At 27.3% G+C, this 15,131-nt stretch carries 15 protein-coding genes; 8 read left to right on the plus strand and 7 right to left on the minus strand.

The window, feature by feature from the left end; genetic code table 11:
• Nucleotides 1-242 precede the first annotated feature (242 nt).
• On the plus strand, nucleotides 243-1,538 hold the full coding sequence (locus J2S18_RS10360; protein WP_307486688.1) for an amidohydrolase: 1,296 nt from the start codon (nucleotides 243-245) through the stop codon (nucleotides 1,536-1,538).
• Between the two features lie 71 nt (nucleotides 1,539-1,609).
• On the opposite strand, the gene J2S18_RS10365 is transcribed toward J2S18_RS10360, so the two are convergent.
• Entirely contained in the window at nucleotides 1,610-2,674 is a 1,065-nt protein-coding gene (locus J2S18_RS10365) for a YkvI family membrane protein (RefSeq protein WP_307486690.1), read from the minus strand.
• A gap of 135 nt (nucleotides 2,675-2,809) precedes the next feature.
• On the opposite strand from J2S18_RS10365, the gene J2S18_RS10370 reads away from it, so the two are divergent.
• From J2S18_RS10370 to J2S18_RS10380, 3 genes are read left to right on the plus strand one after another with little or no spacing between them, the layout of a single operon-like run.
• Entirely contained in the window at nucleotides 2,810-3,922 is a 1,113-nt protein-coding gene (locus tag J2S18_RS10370; protein WP_307486692.1) for a hypothetical protein, read from the plus strand.
• 50 nt (nucleotides 3,923-3,972) lie between these two features.
• On the plus strand, nucleotides 3,973-4,908 hold the full coding sequence (gene mnmL / locus J2S18_RS10375; RefSeq protein WP_370873816.1) for a tRNA modification radical SAM protein MnmL/YtqA: 936 nt from the start codon (nucleotides 3,973-3,975) through the stop codon (nucleotides 4,906-4,908).
• Between the two features lie 9 nt (nucleotides 4,909-4,917).
• Nucleotides 4,918-5,631, plus strand: coding sequence for a 2-phosphosulfolactate phosphatase family protein (locus tag J2S18_RS10380; RefSeq protein ID WP_307486694.1), 714 nt, complete (start codon nucleotides 4,918-4,920; stop codon nucleotides 5,629-5,631).
• Between the two features lie 55 nt (nucleotides 5,632-5,686).
• On the opposite strand, the gene rbr is transcribed toward J2S18_RS10380, so the two are convergent.
• Nucleotides 5,687-6,277 carry a rubrerythrin gene (rbr, locus tag J2S18_RS10385; RefSeq protein WP_307486695.1) on the minus strand — a complete coding sequence of 197 codons (591 nt, stop codon included), beginning with the start codon at nucleotides 6,275-6,277 and terminating at the stop codon, nucleotides 5,687-5,689.
• Between the two features lie 411 nt (nucleotides 6,278-6,688).
• Here rbr and J2S18_RS10390 point away from each other — a divergent pair, with 411 nt between their 5' ends.
• The 4 genes from J2S18_RS10390 to J2S18_RS10405 all read left to right on the plus strand — a co-directional run bounded on the left by J2S18_RS10390 (nucleotide 6,689) and on the right by J2S18_RS10405 (nucleotide 12,786).
• A complete protein-coding gene (locus J2S18_RS10390) occupies nucleotides 6,689-7,921 on the plus strand; it encodes an NAD(P)-dependent oxidoreductase (RefSeq protein WP_307486697.1) in 1,233 nt (410 codons plus the stop codon).
• Nucleotides 7,922-8,255: 334 nt separating this feature from the next.
• Nucleotides 8,256-9,596: a conjugated bile salt MFS transporter gene (locus J2S18_RS10395; protein WP_307486699.1), complete on the plus strand. Its 1,341-nt coding sequence runs from the start codon at nucleotides 8,256-8,258 to the stop codon at nucleotides 9,594-9,596.
• Between the two features lie 149 nt (nucleotides 9,597-9,745).
• A complete protein-coding gene (locus J2S18_RS10400; RefSeq protein WP_307486701.1) occupies nucleotides 9,746-11,053 on the plus strand; it encodes a conjugated bile salt MFS transporter in 1,308 nt (435 codons plus the stop codon).
• Nucleotides 11,054-11,283: 230 nt separating this feature from the next.
• Nucleotides 11,284-12,786 (plus strand): helix-turn-helix domain-containing protein, encoded by a 1,503-nt coding sequence (locus J2S18_RS10405; protein WP_307486703.1) that lies wholly within the window; start codon nucleotides 11,284-11,286, stop codon nucleotides 12,784-12,786.
• Between the two features lie 95 nt (nucleotides 12,787-12,881).
• Here the strand turns inward: J2S18_RS10405 and J2S18_RS10410 are convergent, their stop codons facing one another.
• The 5 genes from J2S18_RS10410 to yedE all read right to left on the minus strand — a co-directional run bounded on the left by J2S18_RS10410 (nucleotide 12,882) and on the right by yedE (nucleotide 15,063).
• Nucleotides 12,882-13,031, minus strand: a complete 150-nt coding sequence (locus tag J2S18_RS10410) for a hypothetical protein (protein ID WP_307486705.1) — start codon at nucleotides 13,029-13,031, stop codon at nucleotides 12,882-12,884.
• A 63-nt stretch (nucleotides 13,032-13,094) separates the two neighbouring features.
• The gene (locus tag J2S18_RS10415; RefSeq protein WP_307486707.1) at nucleotides 13,095-13,322 is read right to left on the minus strand and encodes a (2Fe-2S)-binding protein; all 228 of its coding nucleotides are present in this window, start codon (nucleotides 13,320-13,322) and stop codon (nucleotides 13,095-13,097) included.
• A gap of 203 nt (nucleotides 13,323-13,525) precedes the next feature.
• On the minus strand, nucleotides 13,526-13,798 hold the full coding sequence (locus tag J2S18_RS10420; RefSeq protein ID WP_307486709.1) for a putative Se/S carrier protein: 273 nt from the start codon (nucleotides 13,796-13,798) through the stop codon (nucleotides 13,526-13,528).
• Nucleotides 13,779-13,982: a sulfurtransferase TusA family protein gene (locus J2S18_RS10425; protein ID WP_307486711.1), complete on the minus strand. Its 204-nt coding sequence runs from the start codon at nucleotides 13,980-13,982 to the stop codon at nucleotides 13,779-13,781. The genes J2S18_RS10420 and J2S18_RS10425 overlap by 20 nt, the downstream gene beginning before the upstream one ends.
• 13 nt (nucleotides 13,983-13,995) lie before the next feature.
• Complete coding sequence (gene yedE / locus J2S18_RS10430) at nucleotides 13,996-15,063, minus strand: YedE family putative selenium transporter (protein WP_307486713.1); 1,068 nt, start codon at nucleotides 15,061-15,063, stop codon at nucleotides 13,996-13,998.
• Nucleotides 15,064-15,131 lie beyond the last annotated feature (68 nt).

Raw genomic sequence — 15,131 nt, forward strand, 5'->3', positions numbered from 1 at the left:
CTTATGTTTAAACTAGTGCTGATTTTAGATAGAACTTCAAGATAATTTTAATAAGTAATCAGAGAGCTTAATTAATATAAAAAATAATAGTATTAAAGGCTTTTTCTTTAAGTATAAAGTTAAAAGCCTTAGCTATTATTTTGAAATATACAATAGATTGAGAAGTTAAATAGGTCTTAGGTGATATTTAAAATCTATACTTTCATAAAATGTAATTTTAAATATAAATAGAAGGTGTTTTTTTGAATAATACAAAGGATGTAGAAGAGATTATAAATCTTAGAAGAGAATTTCATAAATGCCCAGAAGTTGGGTGGACTGAAATGGAAACAACAATTAAAATAATTGAATATCTAAAAAGTTTTAATTTAGATGTAATTTATGGGAAAAGTATTCATAGTGTAAGAAGAGGGCTTCCTAAGGATGAATATATAAAGGCACATAAAGAAAATCTAATAAAAAATAATAGGATAAAGTATAGTGAAGAATATAAAGATATTTTTGAAGGATACACTGGAGCAATAGGCATATTAGATACTAAGAGAAATGGCAAAAATACTATACTAAGATTTGATATAGATGGAATAGGGATTAGAGAAACTAACAGTAGTTATCATATTCCTAACAAAGAAAATTTTAGATCATATAATGATAATGTAATGCATGCTTGTGGACATGACTCTCATATAGCTATTGGGTTAATAGTTTCAAAAAAATTAAGTGAGTATAGGGATAAACTTAGTGGTAAGATATATTTTATTTTTCAGCCAGCAGAAGAAGGAGTAAGAGGTGCAAGTAGCATTTTAAATAGTAAAATAGGTAAAGAGATTTTTTCAAAGGTTGATTATTTTATTTCTTCCCATATTGGATTTATGGCAAAGGATAATGAAATAGTTTGTTTAACAGAAAAGTTTTTAGGAACTTCTAAGTTAGATGTAAAGTTTTTAGGGAAGGCTTCCCATGCAGGCTCTGAACCTGAAAAAGGTAAAAATGCATTATTAGGAGCATGTAATTGCACATTGAATTTACATACACTTACCCAATTTAGTGAGGGAGTAAGTAGAATAAATGTAGGTATTTTAAATGGTGGAACATCAAGAAATATTATTCCTAGTGAGGCATCACTAAAGCTTGAAGTTAGATCAGATAAAGAGGAAATACTTAATGAATTAATAGAAAAATCCAAAAATATGATAAAAGGTTCTGCAATTATGTATGATTTAACTTATAATATTGAAGAAGTGGGCTTTGCTAGTTGCTATAAGTTAGGTAATGAAGAGTTTGCAAAGGATATAAAAAGAATAATAAAGAATCTAGGATTAAAATTAATTTTTAGGGAAGATTTTGGGGCATCAGAAGATGTAACTTGTATGCTTAAGGCTACAGAAGATAATAATGGTAAGGCAATATATATGATAATTGGAACAAATAGAACTGATGCACATCACAGTGAAGCCTTTGATATAAATGAGGAAAATCTTATAAATGGACTTAATGTTTATTTTGAGATTTTAAAAGATATAAATAAAATTAATTAGAAAAATTATATATTAAAAAGTTTTAGACTATATCAGAGTGGATTTTAAATCACTAGGATATAGTCTATTTTTTAGCTGTTTAATTCTTTCTTATGTTTAAAATAAAATATTAAGCACTGGGATATAAATATTAAACTTAACACTCCAAATAGGGGATATAATGTTGAGATTAAATTACCAAAGCCTATTTGTGATATAGGAAATGCTATTAAAATAACTAATAATATTCCTTTTTTAAAGTTAATATTAAAGGTTTTTTCTAATGTTTTACCTATTGAGTATACATCTGAAACTTCTGTTGAGAACATTTCTAAAAGTATAACCATTAAAAGAAGTGCTTGAATTATTGTAGAAAATCTTTTTGCTACAAATAATAGTGGAATTTCAAACTCATAAATATAAGGCTGATTTATTGTAAGTAATAAATTTATTAATAGGCAAAGTACAGTAAGTCCTATAGCCCCAAAGGAAATTCCAAGAGACATAGTTTTTGTCTTTTTAATATTTGTGCTTAAAGGCACTAATACTCCGCAGCAGCAGAGTATATTATAACCTGCATAAAGAATTGTTGAGGTAGCTATTCCACTTTCTTTTTTAGGTGGAAAGCTTAATATATTTTCAATTGTTACAGCATCAGCACAAAAAACAAAATATAATATTGTTATTGTTGAGATTGTAATTACTAATGTTGGAACTATAAAGGAATTAACTTCTATTAAGCCATTTGTTCCTCTAAATAAAAAGAAAACTGCTATTGCCATCATAATTAAAGTTCCAACTATTTTTGGAATATCAAAAAATTGATTAATTAATGCACCACTTCCAGCTAATATAATAGATGCACTTGATATTAAATAAACTGTTGTTATTCCTCCAGTAATCTTACCTAGAAAATTTGGACTTATCTTATAAATAACATCTCCATAGGATTCTAAGTTATATTTTATACTTATCTTTGAAATTATTGTTCCCATGATTATATAAAATAAGCCACAAATAATTATTCCTATAAAGCTATATATACCAAAGGAAGTGAAAAACTGTGTTATTTCTTTTCCAGAAGCAAGTCCTGCACCTACAACAGTTCCTATAAAAACAACTGCAATTTGAAATACTTTAATCCATTCCTTTTTCAAATGATACCTCCTATAAATTCTTTCTATATAAAATATATAAAGGATACTTAAGATTTATTCTATTTATAAGTGAATAAGGTAAATTTTCTAAGGAAAACTAAAAAGAGATATAAATCTAAAGAGGAGTGGTATTTTTTGAAAAAAAGAAGTCTATTTTTGATTTTTATAATATTTATACTATGTATTGTAGGTTGCAAAAAAGCGACTACTAATGATAGTAATTCAGATGGATTTAATAGTAAGATTGCAAATGAAAGGGCAATTCAATATATGGAAAGACTTAAAAGTAATGATATTGAAGGTGCAAATAAAATATCAATGCCAGAACTTGCAGCAAGTAATAAAGTAAAAGATATAGCTAATATGCCAATAGTAGCTTTTTCATCAGGAAACATAATAGAAACAGGGAAAAGTGCATATATAACTTTTTATTGTTCAAGGGCAAAGGGAGAAGTTTCTGATGCAAGTTTAGATGTGATAACTTTAAAAATAGCAAAGGAAAAAAATGAATATAAAATTTCTGATATGAAAAGTGATACTATGAAGCAACTATATCATAAAGGTTCTGAACTTAGAGCTATAAATAAGGATACTGGAACTAGTGAGTTAGTTCTTAGATTAAAGGATATACCGCTAGAAATGTACCCTAAGGAGAATAAACCAGCAATAAAAATGGTTAAGATTCCTAAGGACAAATTTTCTACCTTTGGTATAAGTTTTACTGGAGGTAATATAGCTTTAAGTACAACAGATGGAAAGGATAGTTTTGTTGGAGTTGCTATAGTTGAAGAGGCTAATATTTCAGAAGCATCTGCAAAACCTTTAAATAATTTAATTGCTGAAGGTGGTGCAGGTGGTAAAGGTAGCGAAGGAGTTGATGAAAATAGTTTAAAGGAAATTTTAGAAAAGCCAATTGCCCAAAAGATACTAGCTTATGATATAATACCTGATTCTAGTGTTAAAAGAATGATATTTAATGAAGAGGATGGAAATTTAATAGTTCAATATACAAAGGGTAAAGGGAAAGGACTGGGAATGAAAATATATAAAAATCCTGACGGGGAATTACTAGAGATAGAATTTGAAAAAATATTCCCTATAGATAAATATAGTATAAATTATGAAAGTGCAACAAAAAGCGACATAATAATAAAGGTAATAAGTTTAAAGGATAAAGGGGATGTATCACAGGAGCTGCTTGGCAATTACAGAATAGATTTATTAGAGCAAACTCTTGAAAAAATATAACAAGAAATAAATTTTCACTTATGATATTATTAAAATAAATAAGATTAATAATGGAGGCAATCATAGTGAAAGAATGGAATGGAAAAAGATATCATAGCTTAAACTATTTCTTAAGACATAAATTTAATGAGAAAGTTTTTAAAATATCATTAGATGGAGGATTTTCTTGTCCAAATAGGGATGGGACAATAAGCATTGGTGGATGCCTTTTTTGTAGTGAAAGTGGATCAGGAGATTATGCAGGAGATAGAAATTTATCTATAAGCAAACAATTTTGTGATATGAAAAAAATGATGAATAAGAAATGGAAAGATGGGAAGTATATAGCTTATTTTCAAGCTTTTACAAATACATATGCACCAGTTGAAGAACTTAGAAGAAAATATACTGAAGCAATAGAGGAAGATGGAGTTGTTGCCCTTGCTATTGCAACTAGACCAGATTGTTTAGGTGACGATGTATTAGATCTTTTAGAAGAAATAAATAAAAATATTTATGTATGGATAGAACTTGGACTTCAAACTGTTTCAGATGAAACTGCGAGGAAAATAAATAGAGGATATAAGTTAGATGTGTTTGAAGATGCTACAAGAAAACTAAAGGAAAGAAATATTGATTTTGTAACTCATTGTATATTTGGATTACCAGGAGAAACAAAAGAAGATATGCTTAAAACTGTAGATTATATAGCACATTCAGGATCTAAAGGAATTAAGTTTCATCTTCTTCATTTAATGAAACATACCCCTATGGTTAAATTATATGATAAAGGTGAATTACAATTTGTATCTAAGGAAGATTATATAGATTTAATATGTAAATCTGTAGCAAAGTTACCAGAGGATATGGTAGTTCATAGATTAACTGGAGATGCACCTAGAGATTTACTTATAGGTCCAATGTGGAGTCTTAAAAAGTGGGAGATTTTAAATGCTATTGATAAAGCATTAATAGATAATGATATATACCAAGGAAAAGATTTTTAGGGGGATACTATGAATATAGATATTATTATTTCAGCAGATTATATAAATGAGGATTCTATAAAAGATAAGGTTGTAGTTGTTATTGATATGCTAAGGGCTACATCTGTAATAACAACAGCTTTTATAAATGGTTGCAAAGAAGTAATACCTTATTTAACTGTTGAAGAAGCAAAGGAAAAAAGCAAAGAATTTAAAGCGGGAGATTGTATATTAGGTGGAGAGAGAAAGGCAGTTAAAATTGAAGGCTTTGACTTGTCAAATTCTCCATTAGAATATACAGAAGAAGTAGTTAAAGATAAAACTGTTATAATTACAACAACAAATGGAACTAGAAGCTTAACAAAGTGTGCAAATGCAAAGAGAGTTTTTGTTGGTGCTATGATTAATGGTAAGGCAGTAGCAGAAAAGTTAGTAGAATTTGGAGAAGATGTTGTTATAGTTAATGCAGGAACTAATGGACAGTTTTCAATGGATGACTTTATATGTGCAGGATATATGATAAATGAAATGCTTAAAATAAGTAATAAATTAGAGCTAACAGATATAGCTAAAACTGCAAATTATATATATGAAAATAATAAAGGCATAGATAGTTTTATAAATAGTGCAAGACATTATGGAGTAATGAAAGAACTAGGTTTAATGAATGATGTTAAATATGCAATGGAAAAGGGAATTACAAATATTGTTCCAGAATATAAAAATGGTCATATTGTAAAATAAGTTTTAGAACTTAAAAAAAGCTACCAAATAATGGTAGCTTTTTTGTTATATAATTTTAGTAGTTTTCTGTAAATAATTCGAAGTATGATTGTGGATGTAAGCAAGCTGGACACTTAATAGGAGCTTCAGCACCTTCAAATATGAATCCACAGTTTCCACATTTCCATAAAGTATCTTTAGACTCTCTCTTAAATACAATTCCTTCTTCAATGTTTGCAGCTAATTTTCTATATCTCATTTCATGAGCTATTTCAGCTTTAGTTATCATTCTAAATGCAGCAGCTATTTCTGGGAATCCTTCTTCTTCAGCTATATCTGCAAATGTAGGGTAAAGATTTGAATTTTCATCATGTTCACCTTCAGCTGCATAGATTAAATTTGTTTTAGTATCAGTAGGTAATTCTACTGGATATCCTGCATTTATTTCTATTACTTCTCCTTGGAAATCATCCTTTAAGAATTTATAAAATCTTTTAGCATGTTCCTTTTCATTTTCAGCAGTTTCCATAAATATGTTTGAGATTTGTACAAATCCCTCTTTTTTTGCAGCACTAGCAAAATAAGTATATCTTGTTCTAGCTTGACATTCTCCTGCGAAAGATTTCATTAAATTTTCAGCTGTTTTTGTACCTTTTAAACTCTTCATAATTAACTTCCTCCCTTAAATTATTAAAATTAAATATTAGTGGATAATTAATATCCTCAATATGTATAAATTAATTATAATTGTATAAACTAAAACATTCAACCGTATTAAAGGATAATATTGCATATTAAATTAGAAGTTTTTGTTAATAATATATAGTTTAATTTAAATATATTAAGATTTAATCTATGTTTTAAAATAAAATTGATTTTTTAAGGAGATATTTGTAAATTTCAAATTTGTAAATGAGAGTTAATTTTTTTTGTTAAAATTGACATTGTTAATAAAATAATTAAGATGATAATAGAAATTTTTTGAGTTATAATTATAAGAAATTATTTTTTATACAAAACAAAGTAATAATTATAAAAAAATATGTACTAAAGAAATAAAGTTTTTCAGGAGGCAGTTATGAATTTATTTTTAAGCGAAGAAGCAAATAGGTGTTTATTATGCAAAAAACCAAGATGTAAAGAGTTTTGTCCAATAAGTACTCCTATTCCAGAAGTTATAAAACTATATAGAGAAGAAAAATTTGATGAGGCAGGTAAGATATTATTTGAAAATAATCCTCTTTCAGCAGTATGTGCTATAGTGTGTCCTCATGAGGAACAATGTGCAGGACACTGTGTTAGAGGAATAAAAGGAGAGCCAATACATTTTTGTAAAATAGAAGAGGAACTTTCATTAGAATATTTAAATAATGTTAAGTTACAAAAACCAGAAGCTGATAAAGATAGAATTGGTATTATAGGTGGAGGACCTGCTGGTATAACAATTGCTTTTGTTTTAGCAAAAAGAGGATTTAAAGTTACTATATTTGAAGCTCATGAAAAAATTGGTGGAGTTTTAAGATATGGTATACCAGAATATAGATTACCAAATGAAATAGTTGATAAAATTGCAGAAAAACTTGAAGATCTTGGAGTTAAAATAAGACCTAACATAATGATAGGACCGGTTATAACTATAGATAGATTATTTGAAGATGGATATAAAGCTTTATTTATAGGAACTGGGGTATGGAATGCTAAAAAGCTAAACATAAAGGGTGAAACTTTAGGAAATGTTCATTATGCCATAGATTATTTAAAGGCTCCAAATGTATATCATTTAGGAGATAGAGTTTGTGTTATTGGTGCTGGAAATGTTGCAATGGATGCAGCAAGAACTGCAAAAAGAAATGGAGCAAAGGAAGTTTATGTAGTTTATAGAAAAGATTTTGAACAAATGACAGCTACTAATAAAGAAATAGAGGAAGCTAAGGAAGATGGTGTAGAATTTAAATTATTTAGAGCACCAGTTGAAATATTAGAAGATGGAATTAAAGTTGTTAAAACTGAAAATATAGAAGTTGATGGAAAAATTAAAACAAGAACATTAGATGGAGAAGAAGAATTTATTCCATGTGATTCAACAATAATAGCAATAAGTCAAGAACCAAGAAGTGTTATTGTATCAAGTACTACAAGATTAGAAACAAATAAATGGGGACTTGTTATAACAGATGAGGAAGGACGTACAACAAGAGAAGGTGTATTTGCATCTGGTGATGTTGTTACAGGAGCTAAAACAGTTGTTCAAGCAGTTGCCCATGCAAAGCATGTTGCAGATGCAATGGAAGAGTATTGTAAAAACAATTAAATTAGTTATAAATATATATAGAAATTATAAAAGATTGTTAGTCTATTTGGGCTAGCAATTTTTTTATTTACTAAATTCAACTGAATAAAATTGAATTCAATTGAAATTTGTTGAATAAGCTTAATAAATGAAAATAAAAGTATTACAATAAAGACTATAAAAAATAATTATTTTAAAAAATAAACAGCTTAAATTTAATTAATTAATTAAAATATAAACAAAATATTATTGAAATAGCAAAACTGTTAATATTATTAACAAACTATATTTCATAATAAATAAACAATAATAAATAAGAACAAATTGAAAATTAAATAGTATAGGAGGTCATAATATGGACATTACAGTAAAAAAATTAAAAGAACATAAGTATCTAATTGTATTTATGTGTATGCTTTTACAAGCCATTCCTTTTGGGGTTTCTCAAAACATACAACCGCTATTTATAAGTTATGTTATAAAAGGACAAGGATTTAGTTTAGGAGAATTTTCACTTATATTTACAATAGGAGCTTTAGCTTCAGCAATATGTTCTCCAACAATAGGTAAATTATACTCAAAGGTTAATGCAAAAATATTATTTCTAATTGGTTGTATAGTATCTGGTGCTGGTTTCTTAGGGTTTGCATTTGCAAAGTCTATAACAATGTATTACATATTTCAAGCTATAACTCAAATTGGTACAGTAACATTTTCTGGACTTGGAGTTCCACTTTTAGTAAATTCTTGGTTTGAGAGTCATGAAAGAGGTAAGGCTTTAGGAATTGCTTTTTCAGGTGGATCAATTGGTAATGTGTTTTTACAACCTATAGTTTCTAATTGTTTAGCAGGAATGGGTTATGCACATACTTATTTAATATTTGGTATAGTTTCATTAGTAGTAAGTATTCCAATAGCAATATTATTTGTTAGATTACCAAAAGAAAATGAAAAAGAACTTATTGCTAAATTAGAAGTACAATCTACTGGAAAAACTAAAGAAGCAGCAACATTTGATGGACTTGGAGCAAAGGCTACAAAGAAAAATAAATATTTTTGGCTTTATGCAGTAGGATTTTTATTAGTAGGTCTTTCAATATCAGCATTAAGTACACAATATGCAGCATTCTTTAGAGATTCTCTTGGATTTAGTGCAAAGACAATAGGATTTGTTGGATCAGTATTTGCTTTATTCTGCTTAATAGGAAATATTTCAGGTGGATTCTTATTTGATAAATTTGGAACATATAAAACAATGCTTATAGCAGGAATATTAGAAGCTATTTCTTGTTTAGCTCTAATGTTTGCAGGAAATATGCATGGACTAGCATATTTATTCTCAATTGCTTATGGTTTAAATGTTTATTCTTACATGACAGGTCCTGGATACACTACTCAAGCATTATTTGGTAGAAAAGGATCAAGTGAAATTTTAGGAATTGTAAGTTTATTATTTGCAGTTGGATTTGCTTCAGGTTCTACATTATTTGGATTCCTTGTAGGAAAATATGGTTATGGTTTAGGTTGGGATCTTACAATTGTTTCAATAATAATTGGTTATGGTGTATTATTACTTGGAGTTAGCAAAGTAAATAAACAAAACAAAGATAGAGAGTTAGAAGAAGCTAAAACAGCAAAAGTAAATCAAGCAGCTCCAAAGACTCAATCAAATCAAACTACTCAAACAACTAAATAGTAAAATAATTAAATATAAGGTGTAGGTAGATAAAAAGATAGATTAAGAGTTTATGGAATTCTTAATCTATCTTTTATAATAATTTAAATTAAAAAATAAAGCGGATTTATAAATTACATAAAGTAAAAATAAAATAGGGAGGAATATATATGGAAACTACCATAAAGAAATTGAAGGAACATAAGTATTTAGTAATATTTATGTGTATGCTTTTGCAAGCAGTTCCTTTTTGTATTGCTCAAAACATACAGCCATTATTTATAAGTTATGTTATTAAAGGACAGGGTTTTAGCTTAGGAGAATTTTCTTTAATATTTACAATTGGATCTCTTGCTTCAGCAATATGTTCTCCTACAATAGGAAAACTATATTCAAAAATTAATGTAAAAGTATTATTTACAATTGGATGTATAGTATCTGGTTCAGGATTTTTAGCTTTTGCATTTGCAAAGTCAATAGGTATGTATTACTTATTTGAAGCTATTATGCAAATTGGTACAATTGCATTTTCAACTCTTGGAGTTCCACTTTTAGTTAATGCTTGGTTCGAACCTCATGAAAGAGGAAAAGCTTTAGGGGTAGTATTTTCAGGTGGTGCAATTGGAAATATATTTTTACAACCAATAGTTGCTAATTGTTTAGCTAATTTAGGTTATGCACATACTTATTTAGTATTTGGTATAGTTTCATTAGTAGTAAGTATTCCAGTTGCATTGATATTTATTAGATTACCAAAAAGTAATGAGAAAGAGCTTATTGCAAAGCTTGGTTCTGAAGCAACTGGAGAAGTTAAAGAAGTAGCTACATTTGATGGACTTGGAGCAAAGGCTACAAAGAAAAATAAATATTTTTGGATTTATGCAATAGGATTTTTATTTATTGGTCTTTCAATATCAGCATTAAGTACACAATATGCAGCATTTTTAAGAGATGGACTTGGATTTGATGCAAAAAGAATTGGGATAGCTGGATCATTTTTAGCATTTTTCTGCTTAATAGGAAATGTTTCAGGTGGATTTTTATTTGATAAATTTGGAACTTTTAAAACTATGCTTATTGCAGGGATACTAGAGACAATTTCTTGCATAGCTTTAATATTATCACCAAGTATGAATAATTTAGTATTTTTATTTGCAATTGGTTATGGACTTAACATATATTCATATATGACAGGTCCTGGATATACAGTTCAAGCTTTATTTGGAAGAAAAGAATCAAGTGAGATTCTAGGTATAGTAAGTTTATTATTTGCAGTAGGGTTTGCAGCAGGGACTACACTATTTGGATTCCTTGTAGGTAAATATGGATATTCAATAGGTTGGTATCTTACAATAGTAGCAGTTGCTATAGGATATGGAATATTATTATATGCAGTTGAAAAAATAAATAAACAAAATAAAAGTAGAGATTTAAATTTAAATAAAGACTCAAAAGTTCAAAGTACTAAAGCTAATTAATCTAGCAATAAAAAGGTTTTTTCATTATTAATGAAAAAACCTTTTTATTGTTCATTTAAGATTAAAGTTATTAAATTAAGGGTTAATAAGTATAAGAATTTCAAATAAACTATGTTTAATTAACAAAATAATCATCGCGAGTCTACATTATTAAAGGTATGTACATTGAATTTAATATTTTTTAAATGATATAATACAATAGATTACAATATGGTTTAAGGTGGAATTTTATGAAGGAAATGTATACTTATGATGAAATTGATTTTGGAACACTATTAGAAAAATTATTAAGGTATTCAGGACAAAAAAATTATTCTTTAGCAAGTGAACTAGGATATGATGTGTCATATATAAGTAAATGGATAAGTAATACTAATGTACCAACTTCAAAAAATATTAAAAACATATGCACTTCTATAGCTGAATTTTTTATTGATAATGCAGATGATGAAGCTATTGAAAGGGTATGTGAATATTTAAAGTGCAAATATGAAGATGATGAAAAATTTCAAAAAATAATAAAAGATAATCTATATAAAAGTTATAGAACTACATCTAAAAAGATTTCACGTGGAAGTATATTACATAATGGACATAATAAGATGAATGCAGAAATGATTATTAACCCTAAATTACAACATATAGTATTAAACCATAAAATAAATGAATTTAAGAATAATGAAAAGCTAAATATTATTTTATTTACTGATATTTTTTCATTAGGAAGAGAAGATAAATTACATTTATCAGGAATAAAGGGTAGAAATTTTAAAAGTGAAGCTCTTAATATAGAAAGTATTAAACTAAATTTATATTTAAATAAGGAACATATAAAAACAAAGTTTGATGCTATGATACTTTTATATATGATTGTATCATTTTCTAATGATAAATTTAAACTATATAGTTTCAATAAGCCTCTTTGTTCATTACTTATAGTTATTAAAGATTGCTTAGCTCATAGCAGCATAGTAGACAATAATAACCGTTGTATAATGTCATCTACTTCAGAGGATAAGAAGGTTGTACAAGAAATGTATGATACATTAGATGAATTAGTAAATACATCTTCAAAACTAATGGTTGAATCTTTAGATTTACAAAATATAATTAATAAAAAATATTATATTCAATCTATTTTAAATGAAAATAAGAGCTGGATTTTAGGAAAAATAACAGAACATGCACTATCAACAGAACTTTTTAATGATTTACTTAATAGATATTTTAAAGATGATGAGGAGCTAAAGGATCAATTAATTCAAAATCATATATCAAATTTAAATGCTATGGTTGAGTCTAATGTTAAAATTTTAGTATATTTATCTACTTTAGATGATTTTATTTTAAATGGAGAAATAAACTTTTTTAATAAGAAGATAATTTTAACTTTAGAAGAAAGAGAAAAATGTTTTAGCAATATTTATAATTTCTTTATGGAACATAAAAATATAGAAATTAGATTAGTAGAAGGAAATTTTGTAGACTGCTTAAAAAATTTCACTGATATTTCTTTATTTTTAGCTGATAATATAAATTATATTAGAAAAGATTGCAAAGCTTCAGATAAACAATTTTTAGTAATAAATAATAAGGATTTAATCGAAATTTTCAATGATTTTTATAATGAAGTGTGGAAGGATTGTAAAGATGTAGTTATTTCTGATAATGAAAGTATACTAGAAAAGATTGCTTATTATATGAATTGTCTTAAATTATTAAAAAAAGAATAAGATTAAATAAAAAAGGTGAGCCTTATTTAAGGATATCTAAAATGTTAAAATATATAATTACATTTTAAGATACACTTAAATATTTGGCTCACTTTTTATTTGTAATTTTTCATAGGATTTTTATTAGTTGAAGTCCATTGATTATTACCAGCAGTTTTTTCTTGGGAAGAAGTTTTAGCACCTTCTGTTTCTACTGGAGTAGAAATCCACTGATTATTAGTTGCAGTTTTTTCTTTTTCACTCATATAAATTCCTCCTTCTTATAATACTTATAGTTTTAGCATTATAAAAATTTTAATTCTAGGAATTTATTTGTATTCTCCGTTATTATACTGATCAATTAATCCTTGAATTTTAAATACGCATCTAGCGCCACCACAAGATCCTGTTCCTGCACCAGTTACTTTTCTTACTTCTGCTATTGTTCTTGCACCATCTCTTATTGCATCTTTAATTTTGGCTCTATTAATTGCCTTACATATACATACTTTAGTTAATTTATCCATTATCTCTTGATTTATATTATTATTTTCCATATTAGATCCTCCTAAATTCAATTTATCTATATTCTAAACAATATTTCTAATTTAATATTCATTTTATATAAATTAATTTAATCATTGTTTCAATTAAAAATCAATACTAAGTAATAAAAATTATTAATTTGATTTTAAAATATATTTATTTAAAAAAATAGCACTTACATTTTTATTATAAATGTAAGTGCTATTTTAAAATTTTAACTATTTTCTGCTTTATAGATACTTTTATAGCCTTCTTTAGTTACTTGAACTATTTGTTCTATTTCATCACTATGTTTAATATCTTTTTTAGCTAAGTTTTCTTTTTCAAATTTTACACAGGTTCCACAAGACGAACTTAAATCTCTTGGAACTGGCATAATTTCTACCTTTAAATTTTCCATTTCACAATCTTTTTTAAATCGTAATGCACCAAAGTGAGAAAAAAATGTAGCTATATATATCTTCTTATTATTTTCTTTTAAGTTCAATGCTGTATTCTCCATTATCTTCTTTATAAGAAACCTCATAGTTCTTAGAATTTGCATAACGTGTTATGTTTTCAAGGGCAGGTGCACAATCTACTAATATTGTATAATTATCATCACCTGACTCTAAAGCTTTCTTTAATATAAGAACTGGTTCTGGGCATGAACGACCTCTTGCATCAATCATAATTTTATCCTCCTTAAGATTTTTGTTTTTTTGTATTAACAATTGCAATTATAAACATAACTATAATTCCTATTATTACTGCGATTTTACCGTTTAATGTAGGTCCTTTTCCTGAAGATGCTAGTGCAAAGTTATGAGCAAAGGCTGCACCTGCTATTAAACCGATTACAGTAATTGCAGAATCAGTATTTCCTTCTCCTGTAAGGATAAGTTGTCTTAATGGACATCCTCCTAACAGTACAGATCCAAAACCTGTTGCTACCATTCCAAGTAAATTCCAAAGACCATCAGTATGAGCTACTGGTTGTCCAGCAAATCCAGGATTAAATCCTCCTACAATTAAACTCATAACAAAGGCAGAGATTAAAATAGAAATAAATCCATATAGCATTTTCCATTGACCGAATAAAACTAAATCTCTAATACCACCAACCATACAAAGTCTAGTTCTTTGTGCTATAATTCCTACAATAACTCCTGCTAAAAGAGAAATTATAATTGCAGCATGTTTTGCACCAGGACCTTTTCCTTCTGGAGTAAATAATATAAATGTTGGAGCAGCTACAAGAAGTATTAAAAGAACTACTTGAACTATAGGAACTATTGTACCTTCCATTGATGTTAATTTATAAGTTCTTTTTAAAGAGTAGCCTCTGTTTAAAAAATATATTCCTAAAAGTATTCCAAGAACAAGTCCTATAAATCCAAAAATTGCATTCCAGTCACCAGCTGCAAGACGTAGTATCATACGGAAAGGACATCCTAAAAACATTAAACATCCAATCATAATGAAAAATCCTAATACGAATCTAGTAACTGGTGAGGAACCACCCCTTGATGAAAATTCTTTTTTTGTAAGTGAAATAATGAAAGCACCTAAAACTAAACCTATGATTTCTGGTCTAATATATTGAACTGCTTGAGCTCTATGTAGACCAAGACTTCCTGCTGTATCTCTTAAAAAACAAGCGATACAAAATCCCATGTTAGCAGGATTACCAAGAATAACTAATGAAACTGAAATTATTCCTATTATAATTCCTGCCACGATAATACTTATTTTCTCATTTTTTAAATTCATAGTTAATTCCCCCTTATACTAGAAATTTTAGCATAAGTTCTCAAAAATGAATAATTCATTAATTCAAT

Origin of the sequence: Eubacterium multiforme, from assembly GCF_030813415.1 — a bacterium.
GTDB lineage: Bacteria > Bacillota > Clostridia > Clostridiales > Clostridiaceae > Clostridium > Clostridium multiforme.

What these genes read in the sequence shown, in the direction of transcription:
- J2S18_RS10405 (WP_307486703.1), top strand. Translation starts at nt 11,284, where the DNA reads ATGAAGGAAATGTATACTTATGATGAAATTGATTTTGGAACACTATTA.
- mnmL (WP_370873816.1), top strand. Translation starts at nt 3,973, where the DNA reads ATGGAGGCAATCATAGTGAAAGAATGGAATGGAAAAAGATATCATAGC.
- J2S18_RS10390 (WP_307486697.1), top strand. Translation starts at nt 6,689, where the DNA reads ATGAATTTATTTTTAAGCGAAGAAGCAAATAGGTGTTTATTATGCAAA.
- J2S18_RS10425 (WP_307486711.1), bottom strand. Translation starts at nt 13,982, where the DNA reads ATGATTGATGCAAGAGGTCGTTCATGCCCAGAACCAGTTCTTATATTA.
- rbr (WP_307486695.1), bottom strand. Translation starts at nt 6,277, where the DNA reads ATGAAGAGTTTAAAAGGTACAAAAACAGCTGAAAATTTAATGAAATCT.
- J2S18_RS10380 (WP_307486694.1), top strand. Translation starts at nt 4,918, where the DNA reads ATGAATATAGATATTATTATTTCAGCAGATTATATAAATGAGGATTCT.
- J2S18_RS10395 (WP_307486699.1), top strand. Translation starts at nt 8,256, where the DNA reads ATGGACATTACAGTAAAAAAATTAAAAGAACATAAGTATCTAATTGTA.
- J2S18_RS10400 (WP_307486701.1), top strand. Translation starts at nt 9,746, where the DNA reads ATGGAAACTACCATAAAGAAATTGAAGGAACATAAGTATTTAGTAATA.
- J2S18_RS10415 (WP_307486707.1), bottom strand. Translation starts at nt 13,322, where the DNA reads ATGGAAAATAATAATATAAATCAAGAGATAATGGATAAATTAACTAAA.
- yedE (WP_307486713.1), bottom strand. Translation starts at nt 15,063, where the DNA reads ATGAATTTAAAAAATGAGAAAATAAGTATTATCGTGGCAGGAATTATA.
- J2S18_RS10410 (WP_307486705.1), bottom strand. Translation starts at nt 13,031, where the DNA reads ATGAGTGAAAAAGAAAAAACTGCAACTAATAATCAGTGGATTTCTACT.